Source organism: Xanthobacter albus (assembly GCF_043194895.2).
GTDB lineage: Bacteria > Pseudomonadota > Alphaproteobacteria > Rhizobiales > Xanthobacteraceae > Xanthobacter.
Genome location: NZ_CM195532.1, coordinates 3,222,563 through 3,247,480, shown reverse-complemented (window position 1 = coordinate 3,247,480; position 24,918 = coordinate 3,222,563). Strand labels below are relative to the sequence as shown.

Below are 24,918 nucleotides of genomic sequence, written 5' to 3'. Positions count from 1 at the left end.
CCTCGCCGAACCGCGTTTGCACGAGGTAAGGTCGAAGCCCATGGCGCGCTATATCTTCATCACCGGCGGCGTCGTGTCTTCCCTGGGTAAGGGGCTCGCCTCCGCAGCCCTCGGCGCGTTGCTCCAGGCGCGCGGCTACACGGTGCGGCTGCGCAAGCTCGACCCGTATCTGAACGTCGATCCGGGCACCATGAGCCCGTACCAGCACGGCGAGGTGTTCGTCACCGACGACGGCGCCGAGACGGACCTCGACCTCGGCCACTACGAGCGCTTCACCGGCCACCCCGCCACCAGGCAGGACAACATCACCACCGGCCGCATCTATCAGGACATCCTGACCAAGGAGCGCCGCGGCGACTATCTGGGCGCCACCATCCAGGTGATTCCCCACGTCACCAACGCCATCAAGGACTTCGTCCTCGAAGGCAACGAGGGCTTCGATTTCGTTCTGGTGGAGATCGGCGGCACCGTCGGCGACATCGAGGGCCTGCCCTTCTTCGAGGCCACCCGCCAGCTCAAGAACGAGCTGCCGCGCGGCCACGCCATCTTCATCCACCTCACCCTGCTGCCCTACATTCCCTCGGCGGGCGAGGTGAAGACCAAGCCCACCCAGCACTCTGTGAAGGAGCTGCGCTCCATCGGCATCCAGCCGGACATCCTGCTGTGCCGCACGGACCGCGAGATCCCGCGCGAGGAGCGGCGCAAGCTTTCGCTGTTCTGCAATGTGCGCGAGAGCGCGGTGATCGAGGCGCGGGATGTGGACAACATCTATGCCGTGCCCTCGGCCTACCACGCGGAGGGACTCGACAAGGAGGTGCTGGCCGCCTTCAACATCGAGCCGGCGCCCGCGCCGAACTTGAAGCGCTGGACCGATATCGAGAAGCGCGTGCGCAACCCCGAGGGCGAGGTCACCATCGCCATCGTGGGCAAGTACACGGGGCTGAAGGACGCCTACAAGTCGCTCATCGAGGCGCTGGCCCACGGCGGCATTGCCAATCAGGTGAAGGTGAACCTCGACTGGATCGAGAGCGAGACCTTCGAGCGCGAGGACCCCACGCCCTTCCTGGAGCATGTGCACGGCATTCTGGTGCCCGGCGGCTTCGGCCAGCGCGGCGCAGAAGGCAAGATTCGCGCGGCCCAGTTCGCGCGTGAGCGGCAGGTGCCCTATCTCGGCATCTGCTTCGGCATGCAGATGGCGGTGATCGAGGCGGCGCGGAACCTCGCCGGCATCGAGAAGGCCAATTCCACCGAATTCGGCCCCACGCCCGAGCCGGTGGTGGGTCTGCTCACGGAGTGGCTGAGGGGCAACGAGCTCCAGCGGCGCACGGAAGCGGGAGACCTCGGGGGCACCATGCGCCTCGGCGCCTATGCGGCCCACCTCGAGCCCGGCAGCAAGGCCGAATCGATCTACGGCAAGCGCAACATCTTCGAGCGCCACCGCCATCGCTACGAGGTGAACACCGCCTATCGCGAGCGGCTGGAGCAGTACGGCCTGAAATTCTCCGGCATGTCGCCGGATGGTCTGCTGCCGGAGATCGTGGAGCACCAGAATCACCGCTGGTTCGTGGGCGTGCAGTTCCATCCGGAGCTGAAGTCGCGGCCGTTCGAGCCGCACCCTCTGTTCGCCTCCTTCATCGGTGCCGCTATCGAGCAGAGCCGCCTCGTCTGAGGACGGGGTGGCGCAGGCCGTTGGCGCATGGGCGAATCTCGCTCGGCGTGACGGTGCGTCAAGGGTAAGGTGATGGCATCATGATGCCGTCACCTTTGGTGCGGCGCCGCATTTTCATTTCCCAAACAGCATCTCCAGCCGCTAAGCTCGGGGCAGGAAGGCATGCGCTGATGCGCAGGGGCACGGTCACGGGCCGTCGTCCGCCTTTCGGCCGCGCCGGTGGCGCGCGCAGCGGCGCGCGTGGGCATGGACCGTTCGCGGCCTTCGCGGGCAATGCGCCCGACGCCTTGAAACCTGCGTTCGCGGTTCGACCTCCCGTCTCCAGCCCGGTCGTGCGCCTAAGGAACCCGGACGCCTTCAATACAGGAGATGCCATGCGACGCGGCCTCGATCACGTGGTTCACCTCGTTCGTGACATCGATGCGGCAGGCGAGACCTATGACCTGCTCGGCTTTACCGTCGGCGCGCGGAACGTGCACCCCTGGGGCACGGAGAACCGCATCGTCCAGACCCCCGGCTTCTTCATCGAGCTCCTGCAGATCACCGATCCCCAGAAGATCCCGGCGCCGGAGCCGGGCCGTTTCTCCTTTGGTGCCTTCAATGCCGATTTTCTCGCCACCTGCGGCGAGGGTCTCCCCATGGTGGTCTTCGAGGGATCGGACGCCCAGGCGGAGAAAGAGGTGCTCGATCTGGCGGGTTTCGGAGGATTCGATGTGCTCGATTTCTCCCGAAAGGCCCGGCGTCAGGATGGGCAGGAGGTGGAGGTGAGCTTCTCCCTCGCCTTTGCCCAGGACCCCGCCTCGCCGCACTTTTCGGCGTTCACCTGCACGCAGCACCACCCCGAGAACTTCTGGTCGGCGGATCTTCAGCGCCACGCCAACATGGTTTCCGGCCTGAAGGGCGTGGTGCTGGTGGCGGATACGCCGGCCGAGCACCGGCGCTTTCTCGAAACCCTGGCCGACGTGCCGCTGCTCCGGGCGCTCGATGACTGGCTCGTGGCCCAGACCCCGCGCGGTGAGATCGACGTGATGAGCCGCGCTCTTTTCACCGAGCGCTATGGCGTGGCGGCGCCGAAGGGGCCGGGCCTGCGTGTGGCGGCCGTGCGCTTCTCCACCCCCGGCGCTGAGGAGCTTCGTCGCTCCCTGGCGGCACGGCGCATGGTGGAGGAGACGATCGCCGGTGTGGTCGTCGTGCCCCCGCGCGCCGCCGCGGGGGCAACCCTGGTGTTCGAGGTGGAAGCGGACAAGAGCGAATAGTGCTGCACATTTGTGCAGCATTCCGTCTGGCCGTCGGCGCCGGATCGGGTAAAGGGAAAGGGTGGGGGCAGCCGGCCCCCGCCGGGCGCGGACGGCCGCACCCATTTGCATCGCGCGGCGGGGACGACCCCGCCTCCCGGATATTCACCCCATGGCATGGGCATATCTGTTCGCCGCGGGCCTCACCGAGATCGCGTGGGCCCTCGGCATGAAGCACACGGAAGGCTTTACGCGGCTCTGGCCGAGCGTGTTCACCATCGGCGGCATCGGCATCAGCCTGCTGCTGCTGTCACTGGCGCTGCGGGGCATTCCCATCGGCACGGCCTATGCCGTGTGGGCGGGCATCGGCACGGTGGGCACCGCCATTGCGGGCATCGTGTTCTATGCGGAGAGCGCAGATATCCTGCGTCTCGTCTGCATCGCCATGGTGGCGGCCGGCATCGTGGGCCTGAAGTTCGTGGCCCCCTGAGAAACGGGGCGGCTGCGGCCGCCTCAGTTGGGCGCGAGCAGCTCGCGGCGGGTGCGGTCGTAGCGCCACATGGCGCCGGGCATCACCCTGAAGCCGCCCATGGCGCGCTCCACGGTATTCTCGCACGCATGGTCGAACTGCCCCTTCAGCGCGGCGGCGCCAGCCTTGGTGAGCTGGATCTCCGCCGCCGCATAGGCGCGGTAGCTGCGCTCGGCCGGGCTGTCGTCGCCGGGGGAGAAGGAGAGCGGGCCGCATTCGCTGGTGGGGAAGGGCAGGCCGGCGATGAGCGGCTCGTGCGCGAAGGCAAGGCCGTCGAGCCGCAGGAAGAAGGGCAGGTCGGCCAGGAACTGCGCCTCGTCCATGGAGTGCACGGCGGCGAACAGGTGCGCCACCTTGCGCGGGCCGTCGGCCAGTTGCTCCAGGATGCGCTGCTCGGTGAGGGAGAGGCCCGAGCGCGGGGCCGGCAGCTCCGCCAGCAGGCGTCGCAGCGCCGGCACGAGATAGGGCAGGGCCTCGTGCTCGTGGGCGGCGAAGGCTGCGAGGGCCGTGGGTGTCGCGGCCGTGAAGGCCTTCCAGGCCTCGCGCGCGGTCTCGATCTGCAGGGTGGTGACGGCGGTGCGGCTGTGCGCGAGCGCCTGAACCTCCCGCCCCTCCATCACGCCGATGTAGTGACCAGCCTGTACCAGGAAGAGGCCCATGCGCTCGGGCTCATGGGAAAAATAGTGCAGGAGCTGGATCAGCTGGAGCTGGTCGTAGAGGTCGTGCTCAAACCACAGCTCCACCTCGCCATAGGCGGAATGCACGTCGAGCTGCGCGTCGCGATGGGCGAAATCCGCGCGCACGCTGTCGAGGGGCAGGCCGAGGGCGGTGGAAAGGAAATCCGCCCTGGCGTCCGAGACGTCGTCGAGGATGTCGCCGCTGGGCACCGGGCCGTCGTGCAGCATGTCCTGCCAGGGCAGCAGGTGGCCGGCGACGTGCGCCGCCTTCAGCCGCTCCACGGCCGCGTCGCCATTGGTGACGATGAGCTTCGGCATGAACCTCTCCTCCTGCGGTCGGAGCCCGGTGTGGCCCATGGCCGCTCAGCCGCGGCCGCGGTAGGGCGCGACGCCCGTTTCCGGTAACCACGCGCCCGCCGGAAGGGTTCCCGTCTGCCAGAAAACGTCGATGGGAATGCCCCCGCGCGGATACCAATAGCCGGCGATGCGGAAAAAGCGCGGCCCCAGAAGCTCCACTAGCCGCTTGCCGATGGCCACGGTGCAGTCTTCATGGAAGGCGCCGTGGTTGCGGAAGCTGGCGAGGTAGAGCTTCAGCGACTTTGACTCCACCAGATACCGATCCGGCACATAATCGATCACGATGTGGGCGAAGTCCGGCTGCCCGGTCACCGGGCACAGGGATGTGAACTCCGGGCAGGTAAAGCGGGCCACGTAATCGGTGTCGGGGTGGGGATTGGGGACCCGGTCGAGCACCGCGGCCTCGGGGGAGGGGGGCATCTCGGTCTTGGTGCCGAGCTGCAGATGGTCGGTCATGGAGCGTCCTTGGTGTGGCGGGCGTGGCGTCCCGCGCCTTCGCGCCTGTTTTAGAGCAGGACGACGCGGGGCCCAAGTTTCCGCGTCCGCTACCGAAAAATGAAGAAGCCCAGGGCAGCCGAAGCGGCGATCAAAGGCACCGGGTTCATCCGTGTCGCCAGCAGGATGCCGAACACGCCCGCCGCCAGCATTCCCGCCTCCCAGCCGGTGACGGTGCTCCTGGCGATGCTGATGGCGCCGGCCAGCAGCAGGCCGATGGAGACGGGCGCGAGCCCGCGCTGGATGGACGCGCGCCAGGGCCAGTGGTCCAGCCGCGTCCACAGCCGGCCCACCCACAGGGTGAAGAGCCCGGTGGGCAGGAAGAAGGCAAGCACCACCGCCAGCGCGCCCACGGGACCGGCCACCCATTGCCCGATGCCGGCGATCATCATCATGTTGGGGCCGGGCGCCATCTGCCCGACGGAATACATGTGCACGAGCTGGGGAACGCTCATCCAATGGAAGGTGTTCACCACCAGCGTCTCCATCTCCGGAAACGCGGCCATGCCGCCGCCCACCGTGAGCAGGGAGAGGTAGGCGAAAACGGCGATGAGGGCGGGAATCTGGTTCACGGCCGCCGCCCCTCCGCCGCCGGAAGGTGGCCCGGCCGGTACCAGAAGATGGCGAACGCGCCTACCACGAGCAGCACCGTCAGCACCGAAAGGTGCAGCACGTTCACGCCAATCACCACCAGTCCCACGAAGAGGAAATCCGCCCAACGGGCCAGCATCTTGCGGCCGAGCTGGAAGGTTACCGAGAGCACCAGCCCCACGGCGGCGGCCGAGATGCCGTGCAGGGCGGCGCCGATGCCCGCGTGGGTGCCCTGCGAGGCCGCATAGGCGATGGCTGCCACCGTCATCATCAGCCCGCCCGGCAGGCAGATGCCGGCGAGCGCCACCGCCGCCCCCGCCGTGCCGCGCAGGCGGTCGCCCACCAGGATCGCCATGTTCGAGGCGTTGAGCCCCGGCAGGGTCTGGCAGATGGAGAGCAGCTCGACGAAGGTCTCGTCCGCGATCCATTTGCGGCGCCCCACGAGCCCCGAACGCAGATAGGCCACCACGCCCCCGCCGAAGCTGGTGGCGCCGATGACGAGGAAGCCGAGGAAAATCTCGCGCAGCGTCACCGCCGGCACCGCCGTGGCCTCCTGCGGGGCGGCGGTGGCCGCGTCCGGCTGGATCTCACTCATGGCTTTGCGGCGGGTTGCCCTTGAGGCGATAGACCGCCGCCGTCTTGGTGGTGCCGAGCAGGATCCAGTCCCTGGCCTCGTCCTGCAGCGCGCGGAAGAAGGCGTCGCTGCGCTGGAGCGCCTTCGCGCTCAGGTCCTCGCGGCGCAGGTAGTGGACCTGGTAGGCGAACTCCCCGACGAGCTGGAACTGCTCGCCCCGCGTGCGCCACACCGAGACATTGCAGGGCGCGATCATGCCCTTGCCGAAATCCAGCGTGCCGAGCTGCTGAAGCACCTCTTCCACCGCAGTGTGGTTCACCAGCTCGACATGCTCGCCGGAACCGCCCAGCAGCTGCTGAAGGGCCGGGAACACGCGGGTGAGGGTTTCGGGCGCCGTGGGGTCGGCCACGCCGCGCGGATGGTAGGGGAACTCCACGTTATGCGAGAACAGCGCGCGCACACCGCCCAGGCGGTTCTTGAGGGGGAGGATCTCCTCCTTGAACTTGATGCGGTAATTGCCAGGAACCTGTGGTCGCACGTCGAGCGCGGCGGCGGTGTCGCGGTCTGGATGGCGGAACTTGAAGACGATCTCCGGATCGCCTACGGGAAAGCCGTCCTCGTAGGTGAAGCGCCGGCGCAGGATGAAGGCGTTGTTGTAGAGGCTGAAGTTCTTCGTATCGAGGAACAGCACCTCGCGAATTTGCGGCCTCAAGCCCTTGGCGGGGCGGGGATCGAAATCCACACCCTGCTGCTTGGCCACGCGCGCGACGATCTTCGCGAAATCGAAGAAGCTCTGCAGCGAGGTGAAGCGCAGGCCCTGGAGGATGATCTTCGCTTCGAGGTAATGCACATCGTCGAACGGATGCCCGTCCGCATAAAGGCGCTCGGAGGCGTCCGTCCCCTCGCTCATGGTCTCGTCGCTGCTCACCGTCGCCTCCCCGCCAGCGTTTCCGCCGCTTCACACGTGCTTATCAACCTGAGCGCGCAGGGTTCAAGCGGATTGTGTGATGTCCGGCCCGCCGCCCCAGCTGCTGTGTCCGCGCGGCCTCAATCCCCCTGCGGGAGGTGTCCTCGGGCGCGCAGCGCGGCATCTTCCCCAGGCCGCCACGGACCTCGGGGGGCGGCGGCATTTTGGCGATACAAAGACGCGAGGAAATGATCTAGAAGCGGCGCGCCCGGCGCCTGCACGAAAATTTCGCTCAGGCGCCGCGCGGAGTGGATCAGCGGCGGATCGGTCGCGCGAAGGCGGAACGGCCGCCTTCCGGCATCCGGCGCATGCACGAGATGAGGGAAGGACCGTTCATGACCGCCATCGTCGACATCATCGGCCGGGAAATCCTGGACAGCCGGGGCAACCCGACGGTCGAGGTGGATGTGGTGCTGGAAGACGGCTCCATCGGCCGCGCCGCGGTGCCCTCGGGCGCCTCCACCGGCGCCCATGAGGCGGTGGAGCTGCGTGACGGCGACAAGGGCCGCTACCTGGGCAAGGGCGTGCTGCAGGCCGTGGACGCCGTCAACGGCGAGATCTACGACGCCATCGGCGGCTTCGAGGTCGAGGATCAGGCGAAGATCGACGCCACCCTGCTCGCCCTCGACGGCACGCCGAACAAGGCGCGCATCGGCGCGAACGCCATCCTGGGCGTTTCCCTTGCGGTCGCCAAGGCCGGCGCGCTCGCCAACAACCTGCCGCTCTATCGCTATGTGGGCGGCGTGAACGCCCGCACCCTGCCGGTGCCGATGATGAACATCGTCAACGGCGGCGCCCACGCGGACAACCCGATCGACTTCCAGGAATTCATGATCCTGCCGGCGGGTGCCGAGTCGTTCGCGGAAGGCCTGCGCTGGGGCGCCGAGATCTTCCACACCCTGAAGAAGGGCCTGAAGGATGCCGGCCACAACACCAATGTGGGCGACGAGGGCGGCTTCGCTCCCAACCTCGCCTCCGCCGAGGCGGCGCTGGACTTTGTGCTCAAGGCCATCGAGAAGGCCGGATTCAAGCCCGGCGAGGACGTCTATCTCGGCCTCGACTGTGCCTCCACCGAGTTCTTCAAGGACGGTGCCTACCGCTACGAGGGCGAGGGCAAGGTGCGCGACATCGAGGCCCAGGTGAAGTATCTGGCGGATCTCGTCGCCGCCTATCCCATCGTCTCCATCGAGGACGGCATGGCCGAGGACGACTGGGCGGGCTGGAAGCTGCTCACCGACACCATCGGCTCCAAGTGCCAGCTCGTGGGCGACGACCTGTTCGTGACCAACGTGGAGCGCCTCTCGCGCGGCATCAAGGCCGGCGTCGGCAACGCCATCCTGGTCAAGGTGAACCAGATCGGCTCCCTCACCGAGACCCTGGACGCGGTGGAGCTCGCCCACAAGAACGCCTACCGCGCCGTGATGTCCCACCGCTCGGGCGAGACGGAGGATTCCACCATCGCCGATCTCGCGGTGGCCACCAACTGCGGGCAGATCAAGACCGGCTCGCTCGCCCGCTCGGACCGCACCGCCAAATACAACCAGCTGCTGCGCATCGAGCAGGAGCTGGGCGACACCGCCCGCTACGCTGGCAAGGCCGCGCTGAAGGCGCTGGCCTGATCGTCCCCGTGCGCCCCGGCCCGCATGGCGGGGGCGCCTGGCGGTGTGAATGGAAGGGGGCTTCGGCCCCCTTTTTCTTTGGGCGCGGACCGTCAGGCCGCCGCCCGCAGGTTGATGATCAGCTCGTGCAGGCCGAGCCAGACGATCTGAAGCCCGATGGCCAGCAGGATGAAGGCGAACAGGCGGATGAGCACGCTGGTGCCCGTGCGCCCCAGCACCCGCTCGATGGTGGGCGCCTCGCGAAAGCAGAAATAGACCGTGAGGGAGATGGCGAAGAGGCCCGCCAGGGCGCCGAGAATCTGGCCCATGATGTCCGGCAGGTCGTGGGCCGCGATGCTCGCCGGCCCCGCCGACAGGGCGATGGCGGTGGCGATGGCGCCCGGCCCCACGGTGAGCGGGAGCGTGAGCGGATAGAAGGCCTGGTCCAACGCGTCGCTGTCGTCGAGCGCGTCTTCGGCGGCCTGGCTGGCGGGCTTGTCCTGCTGGTGCAGCATGCTCCAGCCCACCGATGCCACCACGATGCCGCCCGCCACCCGCAGCACCGGCAGCGTCACCCCGAAGAACAGCAGCACCTTGGCCCCGATCGCCATGGTGGCCACCAGCAGCAGGAAGCCGAAGATGGCCACCTTGCGCGCCACCAGCTCACGCGTCTTCGGCGAGCAGCGCTGCACGAAGGTGAGGAAGATCGGCGCGCTTCCCAGCGGATTGACGATGGGAAACAGGGCCGCGTACACCGCGACGAAGACGTTAAAGAACGTGGTCATGCGCCCTTCATACCTCAGCTTCGGGCGGCGCAGCCGCCGGAGCACGCCTCACCCGTCCACGCGCTCCCAGCCGCTGGGCGACAGACGCTCCTGGGGCAGGAAGCGGCGCTTGTAGTCCATCTTGTGGGAGCCCTGCACCCAGTATCCGAGATAGACGTAGGGAAGGCCAAGCTCCTTCGCCCGCGTCACATGGTCAAGGATGAGGAAAGTGCCCAGCGAGCGGTGCGGCACCTGCGGGTTGTAGAAGGAATAGACCATCGACAGCCCGTCGGAGAGAACGTCCGTCAGCGCCACCGCCATGAGGTCCCCGGTGCCGCGGCCGAGGAAACGCGAATCGACGTTGCGGTTTCGGTATTCCACGAGGCGGGTGTCCACGTGGGTGTCCTCCACCATCATGGCGTAGTCGAGCACGCTCATGTCGGCCATGCCGCCGTCGCCGTGGCGGGTGGTCACGTAGGCGCGGAACAGGCTGTACTGCTCGGAGGTGGGGGAGGGCGGGCGCACCGCGCCGATGAGGTCCGCATTGGTGGCCCGCACGCGCCGGAAGCTGCGCGTCTCGTGGAAATCCTCCACGCGGATGCGCACGGAGACGCAGGCACGGCACCCCTCGCACGCCGGCCGGTAGGCGATGGACTGGCTGCGGCGGAAGCCACCCTGGGTGAGCACGTCGTTCAGCACGGACGCGCGCTCGCCCACAAGGTGCGTGAACACCTTCCGCTCCTCCCGGTCGGGGAGGTAGGGGCAGGCAGAGGGCGCCGTCAGATAGAATTGCGGCGTGTCGCGGGGGTGCTCGCTCACGGTCCTCGATCCTAGCGAAGGGACAGGATCGCGTGAGCGCGACAGCACGTCAAAGGCGAAATGGCCGCCAGCGCCGATTTCATTGGACGCGCCGCAGCATGCGGGCCCGCGCCGGCGCGTTCACCACCACTGTGCCGGCCACGAAATCATGCAGCAGCCGGCGGCGGTCGTTGAAGAGGGCCACCACCAGCACCAGCGGCGTCAGCGCGCTCAGCGACACCCAGAACAGCACCGCGTGCACCGCGCCGAGCAGCGAATAGCAGGGCGCGCCGTACCAGGTGCGCATTTCGATATCCATCAGCCGCATGCCCAGGGTGGCCGAGGCCGGCGAGCCGAGGGTGATGGCATTGTAGGCGACGGCCCAGATGACGAACGCCGGGCCCAGCAGCGGGAACAGCATCCAGCCCAGGCTGAGCGTGACGATGCCGAACACGAAGATGAAGATGGCGAGACCCACGATGGGGCCGAGAATCATCACCACGTCCACGCAGAAGGCGATGAGCCGGCGCGAGAGCACGCCCTCGAAATATTCCGGCTGGGTCACCGGATCATAGGCATGGGGCTTCGCCCCGCCGGCGCCGATATAGGGGTCGCGGTACGGGTCACGTTCGGCGTCGCTGGAATTGCTCATGGGGCGGCGGCTCCTTCTGCCATCAACGTGGGGCGTGGAGCCGGCCGCCGCAAGGGATGGCGCGCCTCACCAGTCGGCGCCGCCGGCCCCCAGCCGCTGCACCGGCAGTCCTTCGGCCTCCAGCGCCTTCTGGATCGCCTCGGCATGGGCCTGGTCGCGCGTTTCCACCGTGAGGTCGAGCCGTGTGCCCTTGGCGGGAACATCCAGGAAGGTGCGGCGGTGGTGCACTTCCAGGATGTTGGCGCCGAGCTTGCCGAGCAGGGTGGAGATGCGCCCGAGCATGCCCGGCCGGTCGAGGATGGTGAGGCGGAAGGAGACGATGCGGCACTCCCGCTCCAGCTCGCGCAGCAGGATGCCGGCGATCATGCGCGGATCGATGTTGCCGCCGCACAGCACGAGGCCTACCGTCTTGCCCCGGAAGCGCTCCGGCTCCGTGAGCAGGGCGGCGAGGCCGGCGGCGCCGGCGCCCTCGGCCAGGGTCTTCTGGTGCATCAGGAAGGCGTTCACCGCCTGCTCCAGCGCCGCTTCCTCCACCAGCACGATGTTCGGCACCAGCGCGCGTATGATCCGCGAGGTCATGGCCCCGACGTTCCGCACCGCGATGCCCTCCGCCAGGGTAGGGCCGCCGCAGGGGCGGGCGATGCCGGTGAGCGCGGTCCACATGGCCGGGTAGAGCGCGGCCTCCACGCCGACGATCTCGGTGCCCGGCGAGCGCCCGGCAAAGGCCACCGCCATGCCCGCCATCATGCCGCCGCCGCCGATGGGCACGACGACAGCATCCAGCTCCGGGCCGTCCTCCATCATCTCCAGCGCGATGGAGCCCTGGCCGGCGATCACGTCCCTGTCGTCATAGGGATGGACGAAGACCCGGCCCTCCGCCTGCGCGATACGCTCGGCCTCGGCCTGCGCGTCCGCCACCGTGTCGCCGAAGAGGATGACACGGGCGCCGAAGGCCTGGGTAGCGCTCACCTTCACCTGGGGCGTGGTTTCCGGCATCACGATGGTGGTGGAGATGCCGAGCCGGGCGCCGTGATAGGCCACCGCCTGCGCGTGGTTGCCGGCCGACATGGCCACCACCCCGCGCTCGGCCTCTTCCGGCGAAAGGCGGGAGAGCTTCACCAGGGCGCCGCGCTCCTTGAAGGAGGCGGTGACCTGGAAGTTCTCGTATTTCACCCACACCTCGGCGCCGGTGAGCGCGGAAAGGCGCGGCGCGCGCAGGGTGGGCGTGCGCAGGATGGCGCCGGCCAGCAGCGGGCGTGCGGCCTCCACGTCGGCGAGGGTTACGGGCAGGTCGCCGGGAAGAGGGGCGGGCTGGGGCATCTGGCGTTCCTCCTCCGCCGCGCTGGTGGCGGCGGTTGCGTCGGCCCCGCGAGACTCGGGGCGCGCGGGGCTCGTGCCCGTTTTGCCGGCTCGCCGCGGCGCTGTCCACCGCGGCGCTGGGCATGCCCGGAAGGCTCAGCCCTGGGCGAGGCGCTCCGCCATGCGGGGGGCGAAATAGGTGAGGATGCCGTCCGCCCCCGCCCGCTTGAAGGCGGTGAGGCTCTCCAGCACGATACGCTCGCCGTCCACCCAGCCGTTGCGAATGGCGCCCTCGATCATCGCGTACTCGCCGGAGACCTGATAGGCGAAGGTGGGCAGGCCGAAGGCCTCCTTCAGCCGCCACACGATGTCGAGATAGGGCAGGCCGGGCTTCACCATGAGCATGTCGGCGCCCTCCTCCACATCAAGCGCGGCCTCGCGCAGCGCCTCCAGCCCGTTGCCGGGGTCCATCTGGTAGGTGCGCTTGTCGCCGGAGAGGGTCTTGGCGGTGCCGATGGCATCGCGGAACGGGCCGTAGAAGGCGGAGGCGTATTTCGCCGCGTAGGACATGATCTGCACGTCGGTGAAGCCGGCGCCGTCCAGCCCGGCGCGGATGGCGCCCACGCGGCCGTCCATCATGTCGGAGGGCGCGATCACGTCGGCGCCGGCCTCCGCCTGCACCAGCGCCTGGCGCACCAGGATATCCACTGTCTCGTCATTGAGGATGCGCCCCTCCTCCAGGAGGCCGTCATGGCCGTGGCTGGTGAAGGGGTCGAGGGCGACGTCGGTGATGAGGCCGATCTCGGGCACCTCGGCCTTGATGGCGCGCAGGGCCTGGCACACGAGGTTGTTCGCGTTCAGCGCCTCGCTGCCCACGGGGTCGCGCAGGTTCGGGTCGACATAGGGAAAGAGAGCGAGCGCAGGAATCTTCAGCTTGGCCGCGCGCTCGGCGGCGCGCACCGCCTCGTCCACGGTGAGGCGCTCCACGCCGGGCATGGAGGCGATGGGGGTGCGGGTGGCCTTCCCCTCCATCACGAAGATGGGCCAGATCAGGTCATCGACGGAGAGGCTCGTCTCGCGCACCAGCCGGCGGGCCCAGTCGCTCTTGCGGTTGCGGCGGGGGCGCTGCACCAGGTCGAGCCGCGGGGCGGACGCGGGTTCCGGGGCCGAATGGATGCGGGGCGAGGTGAAGGCCATGGCTCAGCTCTGTGTTGCTGCGGCTGCGTCCTTGGCGGCGCACGCGTCGCCGCAGCCGGGGGTATGGATGGCGAACCTTATAGCGCCGGGCCCCCTGGCCGGCGAGCCGCGCGACGCGTCGCGATGTCTCACGATCCCGCGCGGGTCCGCTTCCGCGTGCCCGGCGGGTGGCTCGGGGCGGCGTTGACGCTGGCCCCCGCCGCGTCTAACCCTCGCACACCCGCGTGTGGGCGGTTTCGAGAAGAGGCACGCATGGAAACCCGGCCGGAACCCGAAGTCATCCTGGAGCGGAAGGGCGAGGCTGGCGTCATCACGCTCAACCGGCCGAAGGCGCTCAACGCCCTCAACCTGCCCATGGTCCGCGAGATCCTGCCGCGCCTGCGCGAGTGGGCGAAGGACCCCGCCGTCACCCGCGTCATCATCAAGGGCACGGGCGAGAAGGCGTTCTGCGCCGGCGGCGACGTGCGCACGCTCTATGATCTCGGCCGCGCCGGCCGCACCGTCGAGGCGCTCAACTTCTGGCGCGAGGAATACGTGCTGAATCATTATATCGGCACCTTCCCCAAGCCCTATGTCGCGCTGGTGGACGGCATCTGCATGGGCGGCGGCTTCGGCCTCTCGGCCCACGGCCCGCATCAGGTGGTGGGCGAACGCTATCTCTTCGCCATGCCCGAGGTGAACATCGGCCTGTTCCCGGATGTGGGCGGCACCCATGTGCTGCCGCGCCTTCCCGGCGCGTTCGGCGTGTTCCTGGCGCTGACGGGCACCCGCATCCGCGCGCCGGAGGCCGTCGCCTGCGGCCTTGCCACCGCATTCGTGCCGTCCGGCGCCTTCTCCGCGCTGGAGGAGGCCCTGTGTGCCGGGGAAAACGTCGAAGCCGCCATCGAGACCTACAAGGCCGAGCCGGCGCCGAGCGCCTTCGCCGACCGGGCTGAGATCATCTCCGACCTCTTTTCGCGCGGCAGCCTCGATGCGATTCTCTCCGCCCTGGAGGAAACCGCGGCCGCCGGCGGCCCCTTCGCCGCGTTCGCGGAGGCCATGGCGAAGGATATGCGCACGAAGTCGCCCACCAGCCTTTCCATCGCCATGGAACAGATGCGGCGCGGCCCTGCGCTCGACCTCGGCGAATGCCTGAAGGCGGAGTTCCGGGTGGTGACGCGCGTTGCCGCCGGGCATGACTTTTATGAAGGCGTGCGTGCCGTTCTGGTGGATCGCGACAACGCGCCCCGCTGGCAGCCCGCCACCCTCGCCGAGGTCGACCCGCGCGCCATCGCGGCGCATTTCGATCCCATCCCCGACGAACTCCAGCTCCTGGCGCCCGGCGCATGAGCCATTACGACCCCATCGATGCCAGCGCCCGCGCCCATTGGGAGAGGCTCTCGCCCTGGCGGCGCCGGCTGTTCCTGTTCCTGCGCGGGGTCGCTGTCTTCCTGCTGATCGAGGGCGTGACGCACTGGGTGGTGATTCTCGGCATCGGCGAGGGTGTGCCGTCCTGGTTCGAGCAGCTTCCCGTCGCCGCCCAGGGGGCGGTGATCTGGGCGGCCATCATCGATCCCATCGCCGGGGTGGGGCTGTGGCTGCGGGCCGGCTGGGCCGTCGTGCTGTGGCTGATCGCGACCCTGACGCAGGCGGTGCTCGCGGCCTGGGCGCCTTCGGGCATGACGCCCCTGCTCCTGTTCACACTGGTGGAGCTAGGGCTGGTGGTGGCCTACGCGGTGCTCTCCATCCGCGCCGCGCGGGAAAGTGACGAGACCTGATGGCATGGCGGGAGGCGGGATCAAGATGAGCGCGCAGGAACAGGCCGCGTGGAGCGCCGTCGACGACTATCTCACGAGCCGCGTGCTGCGGCCTGATCCGGTGCTGGACGCCGCGCTGGAGGCGAGCGCCGCCGCCGGCCTGCCCGCCATCGCGGTTTCCGCGGCGCAGGGCCAGCTCCTCCACCTGTTCGCGCTCATGGTGGGCGCCCGCCGCATCCTGGAGATCGGCACGCTGGGCGGCTACAGCAGCATCTTCCTGGCGCGCGCCCTGCCGGCCGACGGGCGGCTCGTGACCCTGGAGGCGGTTCCGCGCCACGCGGAGGTGGCGGCCGCCAATTTCGAGCGCGCGGGGCTCTCCCATCTCATCGACCTGCGCGTGGGGCCGGCCCTGGAGACGCTGCCGAAGCTGGAGGCGGAGGGCGCTGGCCCGTTCGACCTCGTCTTCATCGACGCCGACAAGCCGAGCAACACCGAATATCTGCGGTGGTCGCTGCGCCTCACGCGGCCGGGCAGCATCATCATATGCGACAATGTGGTGCGCAACGGCGCGGTGGTGGAAGCGGAAAGCTCCGATGCCTCGGTGCAGGGCGTTCGCCGCTTCCTGGATGCCCTGGCCGAAGAAAAGGGCCTGACGGCCACCGCCATCCAGACGGTGGGCGCCAAGGGCTACGACGGCTTCGCGCTGATCCGCGTGGGCACCGGCGCCTGAAGGTTCAGGACCAGCTGCCGAGATAGGCCAGCACCGCCACGATGAGGATGATGGCCACCACGATGTAGTGCCGCGCCGCGATGTTGTGGAGAATCATGGGTCCGTCCGCTGTAATGGGCTGCCAGCAAAGCACAGGCGTGACCGAAGGGCACCCGCTTTCGGCGCGTCCTGCCGGGTTCGCGCGGTATCTGGCTCAATCGTCGTTGGAGGCGTTGAGCTGATCGGTGCGCAGGCCTTCCTCCAGGGGCACGAGCTGCACGCCGGGCGCGCCGCCGGTGGTGAAGACCATGCCTTCCTTCTCCAGCGCCTCTGCAAGCTGCGCACGGGTGGGGGCGAGGGCGGCGAGCTGGGCCTTGTCCGTCTCCACCACCTTCACCGTCTCGGCGGTGACGCCTGCGCGGCCGGCGAGATCCTTGCGGGTCCACCCCAGGATGGCGCGCGCCGCCTTGATGTGCCTGCCGGAAAGCGTATCGTACATGGCGCGTCTCCTCCTTCTTCCATTTTCCGCTGCATGATGGTGTCGGCCGTCGAGCCGCTGTCAACCATTGCGCGGAAAGGTAGCGCGTAAACGGCGATTGCCATCTTTATGCAATAGGCGCCGTCTAGTATTGTGCGGTGCAGTATTCTCCGGCGGCCCCGGCTGGAGAACGGCCGAACCGGAACACGCCGCCTTGCGGCGGGGAGGACCGCTTGAACGCTCAGCTCTCGCCCTCGAAGTTCACGAACCCGTTCTTCGCCAAAGTGACGGACGGCAACGCCTGGACCGCGCGCCAGCGCGCCCTGGCGCTCACGGCGCAGCTCTCGGAGCTGTCCACCATGAGCCAGCTTACCTCGAAGGCGGCCGGCCGCCACTTCATGAACATCTCGGCCACCCACGGCGAGCGCCTGCGGGAGACCTTCAACGAGCTGACCGCGCTGGTGGGCACCATCACCAATGCCGAGCGCTCGCCCTCCGATCGCCTGAAGGACGCTCAGGCCTACTTCATCGATCGCGCCCAGCGCGCGGTGCTGACCTTCGACACCCTGCGCCAGCGTGGCGACAACTTCTTCGAGCACGAGGCCGCCGGCTGCCCGCCCGTGCTCATTTATGACTACGACGTCGTGATGGACGGGCGCTCCCTGCCGCGTCCGTGCAACTACGCGCTGCTGCGGATCAAGCCGCCGGCTGGCGTGGAAGTCTATCCGTGGAAGCGCCCCTACGTGATCATCGATCCGCGGGCGGGCCATGGCGCCGGCATCGGCGGCTTCAAGTCCGACAGCCAGGTGGGCGTGGCGCTGAAGGCCGGTCATCCGGTGTATTTCGTCAGCTTCAGCCGCAATCCCGAGCCGGGGCAGACCCTGGCGGACGTGTCGCGCGCCGAAGCCACCTTCGTGCGCTACGTGCAGGAACAGCACCCCGAGGCGCCGAAGCCGGTGGTGATCGGCAACTGCCAGGGCGGCTGGGCCACCCTCATCCTCGGCGCCGCCAATCCGGACATCACCGGTCCGCTGGTGCTGAACGGCGCGCCGGTGGAGACCTGGTCCGGCGACGTGGGCCAGAACCCCATGCGCTATAACGCCGGTCTGCTCGGCGGCCAGATCAATCCCATGCTCTTTTCCGATTATGGCGACGGCGTCTTCGACGGCGCTTGGCTGGTGCTGAACTTCGAGATGCTGAATCCGGGCCGCACCTGGTTCCGCAAGTATTACGACCTGTTCGAGAAGGTGGACACAGAGAGCGAGCGCTTCCTGGAGTTCGAGCGCTGGTGGAGCGGCTTCTTCCTGCTGAATGAGCCGGAGATCACCTGGATCGTGCGCGAGCTGTTCGTGGGCAACAGGCTTGCCCGCAACGAGGCGCGCCTGGAACACGGCCGCGTGCTGGACGTGAAGCAGATCCGCTCGCCCATCATCGTTTTCGCCAGCCACGGCGATAACATCACGCCCGTGAAGCAGGCGATCAACTGGATCATCGACACCTATACCGACGAGACCGAGATCCGCATCCGCGGTCAGCGCATCGTCTACATGGTGCATGACAAGGTGGGCCACCTCGGCATCTTCGTGTCGGCCTCCATCGCCAAGCGCGAGCACACCCAGGTTTCCTCGGTGCTGAAGACCATCGAGGCGCTGGCGCCCGGCCTCTACGAGATGACCATCGACGACATCCGCGGCGAGGGCCAGGACGCGCAGTTCACCGTCTCCTTCGCCGAGCGGAAGATGAGCGAGCTGCCGGGCTACGGCGACGGCCGCGAGGACGAGGTGCCCTTCGCCGCCGTGCAGCACATCTCCGAGCTGCAGGGCGAGCTCTACGACGTGTTCATGCGTCCGGCCGTGCAGGCGTCGGTGACGCGCGCCAGCGCCGAGGTCGGCCGCATGCTGCACCCGCTCCGCGTGCAGCGCGCCGCCCTCTCCTCGCGCAATCCCGCCGTGCTGCCCCTCGATGGCATGGCCAAGGTGGTGCGCGAAAGCCGCAAGCCCGTGGCGAAGGACAATCCCTTCGTGCTGGCCGAGAGGCTGATGGCCGATGCGTTCGAGCAGACCATCGACATCGTCCGCGATATCCGCGACGCCTGGTACGAAGTGACGTTCTACTCGATCTACACCACGCCCTTCATGCGGTGGTTCGGCCGGAACTACAATTTCGAGCGGACCCGCAAGACCAAGGAAGAGCTGGTGGGCCTGCCGGAGGTGCGCTCGGCGCTGCTGCACGTCAATTCGGGCGGCTTCGTCGAGGCGGTGATCCGCATGCTGATCCTGCTGGCGGAAGCGCGTGGCAACGTGCGGCGCGACCGCCTGGAGCGCTCGGCCAAGGTGCTCACGAAGGACGAGCCCTTCGTGTCGCTGCCGGTGGAGCGCAAGGCGGAGATCATCCACGAGCAGAGCCTGATCGTGGAATATGCCCGCGACGCGGCCATCGAGGGCCTCGCCGAGATGCTGCGCACGCCGGAGGAGCGCCGCAAGGCGGCCGAGGTGGTGCAGTTCGTGCCCGGCCCCATCAACGAGATGGAGCCGCGTACCCTCGCCATGCTGCAGCGCATCCGGCAGGCGCTCGGCCTTGAGCCCGCCACCACGGACGTGGTGCTCGATCCTCTGGAGATCACGGCCCAGGCCGCGCAGTGAGGCGGTTGGCGCGGCTTTAACCGCGCCTCTCCCCTTGGCAGATCGGGGAAACACTCCGCTGAAGTAGGAATGGCCCTGCGTGTGAGCACAGGGCCATTCCTTTTTGTCGGTCCCAAAGGCGGAGGCAGCGCCCCGAGGGCCTCAGAACTTCTCGACCCACGGGCGCAGGTCCACCTCGAAGCTCCAGGCGGAGCGATGCTGGCGGTGGATGGCGAGATAGGTCTCCGCGATGGCCTCCGGCGCCAGCCATTTGTCGGCGGGACCAGGCTCGCCCGGCGTCGCCCAGGAGGAGGAGATGCCGCCGTCGATGATGAAATGCGCCACATGGATGTTGCGCGGGCCGAGCTCGCGGGCGAGGCTCTGCGCAAGGCCGCGCAGGGCGAATTTCTGCATGGCGAAGGGGATGGAGTGGGGCATCCCCTTGATGCTGGCGGTCGCGCCGGTGAAGAAGATGGAGCCGGTGCCACGGGCCAGCATGCGCCGCGCGGCGGCCTGCGCGGTGAGAAAGCCGCCGAACGCACCGACGGCATAGGCATCGAGCACCTCGCCGGGGTCCAGCTCCTCGACAGCGCCGCGATAGCGCGCGGCGGCGTTGAACACCACGAGGCCGGGCGTGCCGAGGCTGCGGTCCACCGCGGCGAACACCGCCTCGACATCCTGCGGGTTCTGCACGTCGCCCGCCAGGGCGAGCGCGCCGGTCTCGGCCGCGAGCGGCGCGAGTTTCTCCACGTTGCGGGCGACGAGGGCGATGCGGAACCCCTCGCGGTGCAGGCGCCGGGCAAGCGCGGCGCTGAGGCCCTTGCCGGCCCCGACGATGACTGCGATGTCTTCGGTCACGGTGCTTCTCCCAAGCCGCAAGGGGTGCCTCAAGGGGCGGCGAACAGGGGCGAGACCCCTTCGGTGTCGATGTAGACGATGCCTTCCATCACCTTCACTGGATACTCAGCGAGCGCGCTTTCCTGCGGCTCGACGGGGGCGCCGGAGGAAAGATCCCAGGTCCAGTTGTGGACAGGGCAGGTGAGCATCCGCCCGTCGAAGGCGGCGTCGGAAAGCGGCATGTTGGTATGGGGGCAGACACCCTGAAACGCCTTCAGCTCGCCGTCGTCCGGCCAGGCGAGGACGATGAGCTGGCTGTCGGCGATGACGAGCCGCATCCCGCCCTCGGGGACGGTCTCGGCCTTGCAGACCCGTGTAAACATCTGAAAAATCTCACGTGAGGCAAAGAATACGGCTTCATATTGACGCCGATCACGGGCGCTGAAAAGCCCGCCGATGCGGAAGGGCTGGCATGCGCTGCTGGTCAAGCGGCGCGAAATCTGTGACGCTTCCCCGCGGCGCAGCATTTTTTCGAAGGCTTCCGCCAGCCCACCCCTTTCGGACATTTCATCCATGCCATTGCCGGAAAACAGCCGCCTCAAGCCCTTTCTCCTCCAGCGCAAGGAGCAGCTCACCAAGGCCAAGGCCCGCCGCTCGCTCGGCCAGATGCAGGGCAAGATCGGCGAGATGCCGCTGACCCTGGGCTTCCAGGGAGCGCTCACCGCGAGATTCAAGGAAGCCGGCGCGCCGGTGGTCATCGCTGAGCTGAAGGGCGGCTCGCCATTCGATCCCGCCCTGCGCCTCATGGTTCCCTACAAGGCGCTGGCCGAGGATTTCGAGGCGGTCGGCGCGGGCGCCCTCTCGGTGGCGGTGGAGCGCCAGTCGTTCCGCGGCTCGGCCTCGGACCTCGCGACGATCCGCGGCGCCGTGGGCCTGCCCGTGATGGCGCAGGACATCATCTTCGACGTTTACCAGATCCTGGAAGCGCGCCTTGCGGGGGCGGATGCCGTGACGCTCTCCGCGGCCCTGCTCGGGGACAGGCTGGCGGCATTCCGCGAGCGCGCGGCGGCCATCGCGCTTGACGTGCTGGTGCAGGTCCACACGCGGGAGGAGCTGGAACTGGCCCTGGCAGCCGGCGCGGACTTCATCTGCGTCACCAGCCGTGACATTCACACCTTCGAGCTTGAGCCCGGCACGTTCGAGGCGCTGCTGCCGCTGGTGCCGCCGGAGAAGGCGTTCGCGGTCGCGGAGGGGGGCCTTGCAAGCGCCGAGGAGCGCGCGCGTCTGGGGGCCCTTGGCGCCAAGGCCATGATCGTCGGCAGCGCCCTGATGCGCGACGAGGACCCCGCCGGGGTGCTGGAGAAAATCCTGGGTGTCGAGGCTCCCTCGGCCTGAGGGAAGCGCGCGCGGCCGGGCGTGTCCCGCCTCGGCCGCCGCAGGCACGACCATTGCTTGGGGGAGGGCGGACCGCAGCGCGGAAGGAGCCAGGCCATGCCCCTGAAGGAAGAGGATATTCAACCCGGCAAGTGCTACAAGACGAAGGGGGCGGAGAACTACAAGGTCATCTCCATCACGCGAGGCATTGTCACCTATCAGACATGGACCTCGCCCCTGCGCATCAACACCGGCATCAAGCCTTTCGCGGACGCCGTCTACAAGATCGTGCCCTGCCCGAACTCCTAGGCGCGCGGGGCCGTGATGACCATGATCGCCGAAGGGCCGAAGATCGCCGCCTTGTCATGCGGGAAGCCCGTGTACCTGGTCGTGCTGCTGCACGGGGAGGGGAGCACGGGAAGCGCCATCCTGGACCATGCCCTCAATTGGGCGCCGGCCATGCCCAAGGCGGATTTCCTTGCGGCGGAGGCTCCGGTTCCGGGGCTTGAGGGCACGGGGCGGCAATGGTTCGCCGCCTCCGATTTCCTCGGTGCGGAGGCGGGAGCCGCCATGGAGGCTTCGGCCGCGGCCCTGAACGCCTTCCTCGACGCGGCACTGGCGGCGCGCCGCCTGCCGGATTCCCATCTCGCCCTTGTGGGCTTCTCGCAGGGGGCAATGGTGGCGCTGTGCGCGGCGCTGCTGCGGCCGAAGCCGGTGGCCGCAGTGGTCTGCTTCGGCGGGGCGTTGCCCACCGATGTCCCTGCGGAGGTGCGGGCGCGCCCCCAGGTTCTGATGATCCACGGCGAAGACGACCCCCTCGTTCCCTTCGCCGCCATGAGCGCCACCAAGGAACGCCTGAAGGGGGCTGGCGTGCCGGTAAGGAGCCTGCGCCGGCATGGCCTCGGTCACGTCATGGACGACGACGGCGTCCTCGCCGCGGGCCATTTCCTTGCAACCGAGGTGGTTCACAGGCTCGCACCCTCGGAGGAGCACGATCATGACCAGCACTGACCGCGGGGAGACGCGCACGGCTGCTCGGGTGCCGGAAGCGCTGCGGCGCTTCATCTGGGATATCCAGTCCATGGTGGAGCTGGCAGAGGACCCGCGCGAGATTCTCTTCATCGGGCGGGACCTGATGCTACGTCTGGTGTCAGAGGAAGGATGGCTGCCGGAGCCTTTCGGCACCGCCGGGGAGGAGCCTCGCCTCTATGAACTCTACCGTGACGGCATGGAGCGCTTCTGCATCGCAGCCTCAGTGCTCGGCCCCGGCCAGGGTGAGCCGAGCTTCTGCGACGGTGTATGGGAGATCAGCGGCGTGCTGAAGGGGGAGGTGCTGCGGTGCGAGCAGGCAGACGGAGCGGGCGGCGCCATGCCGATCGAGCGCCGGCTGTCGCGTGGGGCGGTGGCCGTCGCACCGAGCACCGCTTCCGTGCGCATGGTCAATGCCAGCTTGGAGGCCGGTGCCGTCATCATCCTCGTCCTTGGCGGCGACATCGGGCGCATGAAGCGCCAGCGGGTGACGGCTGGGGGGAGCGTTCAGGACATGGCAAGCGGCTACGACAACCCGCCGGAAGCGCCAGCCTACGACATTCTCTCCATCCAGGCGGAGGTGGCGGACTGAGGGCGGCTCGCGCCCACGTGGACGACGCGTTCGCTCCACCCGGTGGACGGTCGGGTTTCGGACATTCAACAGGCTGTTTGGCCGCTTCCGACGTGGGGGCGGAGTTGAGACCTCCCGGACATCGCGCGGGGGGGAGGGGCGGACGGGCGCGCCCGTCCGCCGAAAGGATCAGGCGTGCAAGCTTATTTCTTGACCTTGCGCAGCATCATCTCGATGGCCGTCACCGATTCCGAGACGTTGAGCCAATTTTCCGCCTGCTCATCATTCTTGAACTCACGCCCCAGGTTGATGGGCTCGTCATGACCGTCCACATGGAGGAAGCAGGCCCATTTTCCAGTGGGGAGCTGGTCCACCGTCACCTTGTAATCTGCCATAGTCAGATCCTTCGCCTTTGCTGTTCTGCCCCATGGGGGCGAACATCTGGTTTGGCGCCTCTCCGCGCGCGCGGCCCCGATGCAAGTCGGTTGCCAGACACGCGGAAAGAGGTGGATTTGGAGGCAGATCGGGGAGGGGCTGTTCGCGTCCGTCACTTCGAGCGCTGCTCGAAAACCCTGTCGGGGAGCGCCGCATGGCGGCTATGGCAGCACGCTTCGGGGGAAGGCCGCCTGCGCGGGCCCATTCGCCAGCCTCATGGCGCGGCACCTGTGCGCCGCGCGACGGCTTCAGTGCAGGAGCCAAGCGATGCTCACGCCGCAAAGAAGCGTCGTGATCGCGGCAGTGCGGACGACTTCCGCCGGGGACAAGGTAGACATGGACTTCTCACTGACGCGCAGGTTGCAAGGGGCATTAACCATAAGCCAGCAACACGCCCGCGCCTACCGTGTTCGGCAAGCACGCGCGATTTTCTGCAGCTGGTAGGTAGAATGCTGGGCGATCTTCTCTTAACGCCGCTTTAAAGACAGGTTTTTTCCACTGGCGCGGCCTCAGGGCAGGGCGCGTTCCACGAGCCGCACCCAGAAGGAGGAGCCGAAGGCGATGGCGTCATCCGCGAAATCATAGGCCGGGTGATGCAGGCCCGCAGAGGGCCCGTTGCCGAGAAACAGATAGGCTCCGGGCTTCTGTTCCAGCATGAAGGCGAAGTCCTCCGCCGCCATCAACGGGTCCGTGGCCGCGTTCACAGCGCGGTCGCCGCAGACCTCGCGGGCCACATCGGCGGCGAAGGCGGCCTGGGCCGCGTGATTCTGGGTGACAGGATAGCCTTCGAGGAAGCGCACGCGCGCCTGTGCGCCATAGGCGGCAGCCACGCCTTCGGCGATGGCGCGCACGCGCTCCTTCACCTGGAGGCGCACATCGGGCGCGAGGGTGCGCGCCGTGCCGATGAGCCGCGCCAGCGGCGGCAGCACATTGTCCACCTCACCCGCCTGGAAGACGCTGATGGAGACCACGGCCGACTTGAGCGGGTCCACATTGCGCGCCGCCACCTGCTGCAGGGCCGTCACCACGGCGGCGCCGGTGAGCACCACGTCCACCCCCTCGTTGGGCCGCCCCGCATGGGCGCCGGAACCGAGGATGTCGATCTCGATGCGGTCGGCCGAGGCCATGATGGGGCCCTCGCGCACCGCCATGCTGCCCACCGGCAGCCCCGGCAGATTGTGAAGGCTGTAGACCTCGTCCACGGGAAAGCGGCGGAACAGTCCGTCGTCGATCATCGCCTTCGCGCCGGCGCCGGCCTCTTCCGCCGGCTGGAAGATAAGCACGGCGGTGCCCGCGAAGGCGCGGGATTCCGCGAGCTGCCGGGCCGCGCCCAGCAACATCGCCGTGTGGCCGTCGTGGCCGCAGGCGTGCATGCGGCCCGGTGCGAGGGAGGCGTGCTCGGCCCCGGTCTCCTCCGTCACGGGCAAGGCATCCATGTCGGCGCGCAGGCCGATCATGCGCCCGCCTTCGCCCCGGCCACGGATGACGGCGACGACCCCGGTCCCGCCGATGCCCGTCACCACCTCGTCGCAGCCGAACGCCCGCAGCTTCTCCGCCACGAAGCGGCTGGTCTGCGGCAGGTCGTATTCGAGCTCCGGATGGCGATGGAGATGCCGGCGCCATTGAACGATGTCTTCAACGCGGGCGGCGATGGAGTTATTGAGCGGCATGCCGATCCCTGGCCGGAGGGGTTTGGCCGCCATGGTGCGCAAGCGGTTGCCCACGG

Annotated in this window: 27 protein-coding genes; 12 read left to right on the top strand and 15 right to left on the bottom strand. The window is 68.3% G+C overall.

What is annotated here, in order from left to right; translation table 11 throughout:
* Window positions 1–40 precede the first annotated feature (40 nt).
* From pyrG to V5F75_RS14540, 3 genes are all read left to right on the top strand, one after another.
* Window positions 41–1,669 carry a CTP synthase gene (pyrG, locus tag V5F75_RS14550; protein WP_394036755.1) on the top strand — a complete coding sequence of 543 codons (1,629 nt, stop codon included), beginning with the start codon at window positions 41–43 and terminating at the stop codon, window positions 1,667–1,669.
* Window positions 1,670–2,043: 374 nt separating this feature from the next.
* Window positions 2,044–2,925, top strand: a complete 882-nt coding sequence (locus V5F75_RS14545) for a VOC family protein (protein ID WP_394036753.1) — start codon at window positions 2,044–2,046, stop codon at window positions 2,923–2,925.
* A gap of 151 nt (window positions 2,926–3,076) precedes the next feature.
* Window positions 3,077–3,394 (top strand): DMT family transporter, encoded by a 318-nt coding sequence (locus V5F75_RS14540; RefSeq protein WP_394036751.1) that lies wholly within the window; start codon window positions 3,077–3,079, stop codon window positions 3,392–3,394.
* A gap of 23 nt (window positions 3,395–3,417) precedes the next feature.
* Here V5F75_RS14540 and V5F75_RS14535 read toward each other — a convergent pair whose 3' ends face one another.
* From V5F75_RS14535 to V5F75_RS14515, 5 genes are all read right to left on the bottom strand, one after another.
* Window positions 3,418–4,428 (bottom strand): hypothetical protein, encoded by a 1,011-nt coding sequence (locus V5F75_RS14535; RefSeq protein ID WP_394036749.1) that lies wholly within the window; start codon window positions 4,426–4,428, stop codon window positions 3,418–3,420.
* A 45-nt stretch (window positions 4,429–4,473) separates the two neighbouring features.
* Window positions 4,474–4,923: a preQ(1) synthase gene (queF, locus tag V5F75_RS14530; protein ID WP_394036747.1), complete on the bottom strand. Its 450-nt coding sequence runs from the start codon at window positions 4,921–4,923 to the stop codon at window positions 4,474–4,476.
* An 89-nt stretch (window positions 4,924–5,012) separates the two neighbouring features.
* On the bottom strand, window positions 5,013–5,534 hold the full coding sequence (locus V5F75_RS14525; protein WP_394036745.1) for a chromate transporter: 522 nt from the start codon (window positions 5,532–5,534) through the stop codon (window positions 5,013–5,015).
* A complete protein-coding gene (locus tag V5F75_RS14520; protein ID WP_394036743.1) occupies window positions 5,531–6,148 on the bottom strand; it encodes a chromate transporter in 618 nt (205 codons plus the stop codon). The genes V5F75_RS14525 and V5F75_RS14520 overlap by 4 nt, the downstream gene beginning before the upstream one ends.
* Window positions 6,141–7,055 carry a hypothetical protein gene (locus V5F75_RS14515; protein ID WP_394036741.1) on the bottom strand — a complete coding sequence of 305 codons (915 nt, stop codon included), beginning with the start codon at window positions 7,053–7,055 and terminating at the stop codon, window positions 6,141–6,143. Before V5F75_RS14515 ends, V5F75_RS14520 begins: the two co-directional genes overlap by 8 nt.
* Window positions 7,056–7,429: 374 nt before the next feature.
* On the opposite strand from V5F75_RS14515, the gene eno reads away from it, so the two are divergent.
* The gene (eno, locus tag V5F75_RS14510) at window positions 7,430–8,713 is read left to right on the top strand and encodes a phosphopyruvate hydratase (protein WP_394036739.1); all 1,284 of its coding nucleotides are present in this window, start codon (window positions 7,430–7,432) and stop codon (window positions 8,711–8,713) included.
* A 92-nt stretch (window positions 8,714–8,805) separates the two neighbouring features.
* Here eno and V5F75_RS14505 read toward each other — a convergent pair whose 3' ends face one another.
* The 5 genes from V5F75_RS14505 to hemB form a co-directional block, all read right to left on the bottom strand.
* Window positions 8,806–9,477 (bottom strand): MarC family protein, encoded by a 672-nt coding sequence (locus V5F75_RS14505; RefSeq protein WP_394036737.1) that lies wholly within the window; start codon window positions 9,475–9,477, stop codon window positions 8,806–8,808.
* A 48-nt stretch (window positions 9,478–9,525) separates the two neighbouring features.
* On the bottom strand, window positions 9,526–10,275 hold the full coding sequence (locus tag V5F75_RS14500; RefSeq protein WP_394036735.1) for an arginyltransferase: 750 nt from the start codon (window positions 10,273–10,275) through the stop codon (window positions 9,526–9,528).
* Window positions 10,276–10,354: 79 nt separating this feature from the next.
* A complete protein-coding gene (locus V5F75_RS14495) occupies window positions 10,355–10,906 on the bottom strand; it encodes an RDD family protein (RefSeq protein ID WP_394036734.1) in 552 nt (183 codons plus the stop codon).
* 66 nt (window positions 10,907–10,972) lie between these two features.
* On the bottom strand, window positions 10,973–12,226 hold the full coding sequence (locus V5F75_RS14490) for a threonine ammonia-lyase (protein ID WP_394036733.1): 1,254 nt from the start codon (window positions 12,224–12,226) through the stop codon (window positions 10,973–10,975).
* 135 nt (window positions 12,227–12,361) lie between these two features.
* Entirely contained in the window at window positions 12,362–13,402 is a 1,041-nt protein-coding gene (hemB, locus tag V5F75_RS14485) for a porphobilinogen synthase (protein WP_394036731.1), read from the bottom strand.
* A gap of 252 nt (window positions 13,403–13,654) precedes the next feature.
* Between hemB and V5F75_RS14480 the strand changes: the two genes are divergently transcribed.
* The 3 genes from V5F75_RS14480 to V5F75_RS14470 are packed head-to-tail and all read left to right on the top strand — an operon-like array spanning window position 13,655 to window position 15,868.
* The gene (locus tag V5F75_RS14480; protein WP_394036729.1) at window positions 13,655–14,731 is read left to right on the top strand and encodes an enoyl-CoA hydratase/isomerase family protein; all 1,077 of its coding nucleotides are present in this window, start codon (window positions 13,655–13,657) and stop codon (window positions 14,729–14,731) included.
* Complete coding sequence (locus tag V5F75_RS14475; protein WP_394036727.1) at window positions 14,728–15,159, top strand: DUF6163 family protein; 432 nt, start codon at window positions 14,728–14,730, stop codon at window positions 15,157–15,159. Before V5F75_RS14480 ends, V5F75_RS14475 begins: the two co-directional genes overlap by 4 nt.
* 25 nt (window positions 15,160–15,184) lie before the next feature.
* Window positions 15,185–15,868, top strand: a complete 684-nt coding sequence (locus V5F75_RS14470) for an O-methyltransferase (protein WP_394036725.1) — start codon at window positions 15,185–15,187, stop codon at window positions 15,866–15,868.
* A 193-nt stretch (window positions 15,869–16,061) separates the two neighbouring features.
* Here the strand turns inward: V5F75_RS14470 and V5F75_RS14465 are convergent, their stop codons facing one another.
* Window positions 16,062–16,346, bottom strand: coding sequence for a helix-turn-helix domain-containing protein (locus tag V5F75_RS14465; RefSeq protein ID WP_394036723.1), 285 nt, complete (start codon window positions 16,344–16,346; stop codon window positions 16,062–16,064).
* A gap of 212 nt (window positions 16,347–16,558) precedes the next feature.
* Between V5F75_RS14465 and V5F75_RS14460 the strand changes: the two genes are divergently transcribed.
* On the top strand, window positions 16,559–18,967 hold the full coding sequence (locus tag V5F75_RS14460; protein ID WP_394036721.1) for a DUF3141 domain-containing protein: 2,409 nt from the start codon (window positions 16,559–16,561) through the stop codon (window positions 18,965–18,967).
* 141 nt (window positions 18,968–19,108) lie between these two features.
* Here the strand turns inward: V5F75_RS14460 and V5F75_RS14455 are convergent, their stop codons facing one another.
* Window positions 19,109–19,804: an SDR family NAD(P)-dependent oxidoreductase gene (locus V5F75_RS14455; protein WP_394036719.1), complete on the bottom strand. Its 696-nt coding sequence runs from the start codon at window positions 19,802–19,804 to the stop codon at window positions 19,109–19,111.
* A gap of 29 nt (window positions 19,805–19,833) precedes the next feature.
* Window positions 19,834–20,385: a monooxygenase system ferredoxin subunit gene (locus V5F75_RS14450; protein ID WP_394036717.1), complete on the bottom strand. Its 552-nt coding sequence runs from the start codon at window positions 20,383–20,385 to the stop codon at window positions 19,834–19,836.
* Here V5F75_RS14450 and V5F75_RS14445 point away from each other — a divergent pair.
* From V5F75_RS14445 to V5F75_RS14430, 4 genes are all read left to right on the top strand, one after another.
* Window positions 20,357–21,178: an indole-3-glycerol phosphate synthase TrpC gene (locus V5F75_RS14445; RefSeq protein WP_394036715.1), complete on the top strand. Its 822-nt coding sequence runs from the start codon at window positions 20,357–20,359 to the stop codon at window positions 21,176–21,178. The two genes, V5F75_RS14450 and V5F75_RS14445, sit on opposite strands and share 29 nt — an antisense overlap.
* Window positions 21,179–21,274: 96 nt before the next feature.
* Window positions 21,275–21,466 carry a hypothetical protein gene (locus V5F75_RS14440; protein WP_393988373.1) on the top strand — a complete coding sequence of 64 codons (192 nt, stop codon included), beginning with the start codon at window positions 21,275–21,277 and terminating at the stop codon, window positions 21,464–21,466.
* A gap of 15 nt (window positions 21,467–21,481) precedes the next feature.
* Window positions 21,482–22,168 (top strand): alpha/beta hydrolase, encoded by a 687-nt coding sequence (locus V5F75_RS14435; protein ID WP_394036713.1) that lies wholly within the window; start codon window positions 21,482–21,484, stop codon window positions 22,166–22,168.
* Entirely contained in the window at window positions 22,155–22,778 is a 624-nt protein-coding gene (locus V5F75_RS14430; protein ID WP_394036711.1) for a cysteine dioxygenase family protein, read from the top strand. The genes V5F75_RS14435 and V5F75_RS14430 overlap by 14 nt, the downstream gene beginning before the upstream one ends.
* A 182-nt stretch (window positions 22,779–22,960) precedes the next feature.
* Here V5F75_RS14430 and V5F75_RS14425 read toward each other — a convergent pair whose 3' ends face one another.
* Together V5F75_RS14425 and V5F75_RS14420 are read right to left on the bottom strand one after the other, a co-directional pair.
* Window positions 22,961–23,152, bottom strand: a complete 192-nt coding sequence (locus V5F75_RS14425; protein WP_234050439.1) for a hypothetical protein — start codon at window positions 23,150–23,152, stop codon at window positions 22,961–22,963.
* Between the two features lie 549 nt (window positions 23,153–23,701).
* Window positions 23,702–24,862: a M20 aminoacylase family protein gene (locus V5F75_RS14420; RefSeq protein ID WP_394036709.1), complete on the bottom strand. Its 1,161-nt coding sequence runs from the start codon at window positions 24,860–24,862 to the stop codon at window positions 23,702–23,704.
* Window positions 24,863–24,918 lie beyond the last annotated feature (56 nt).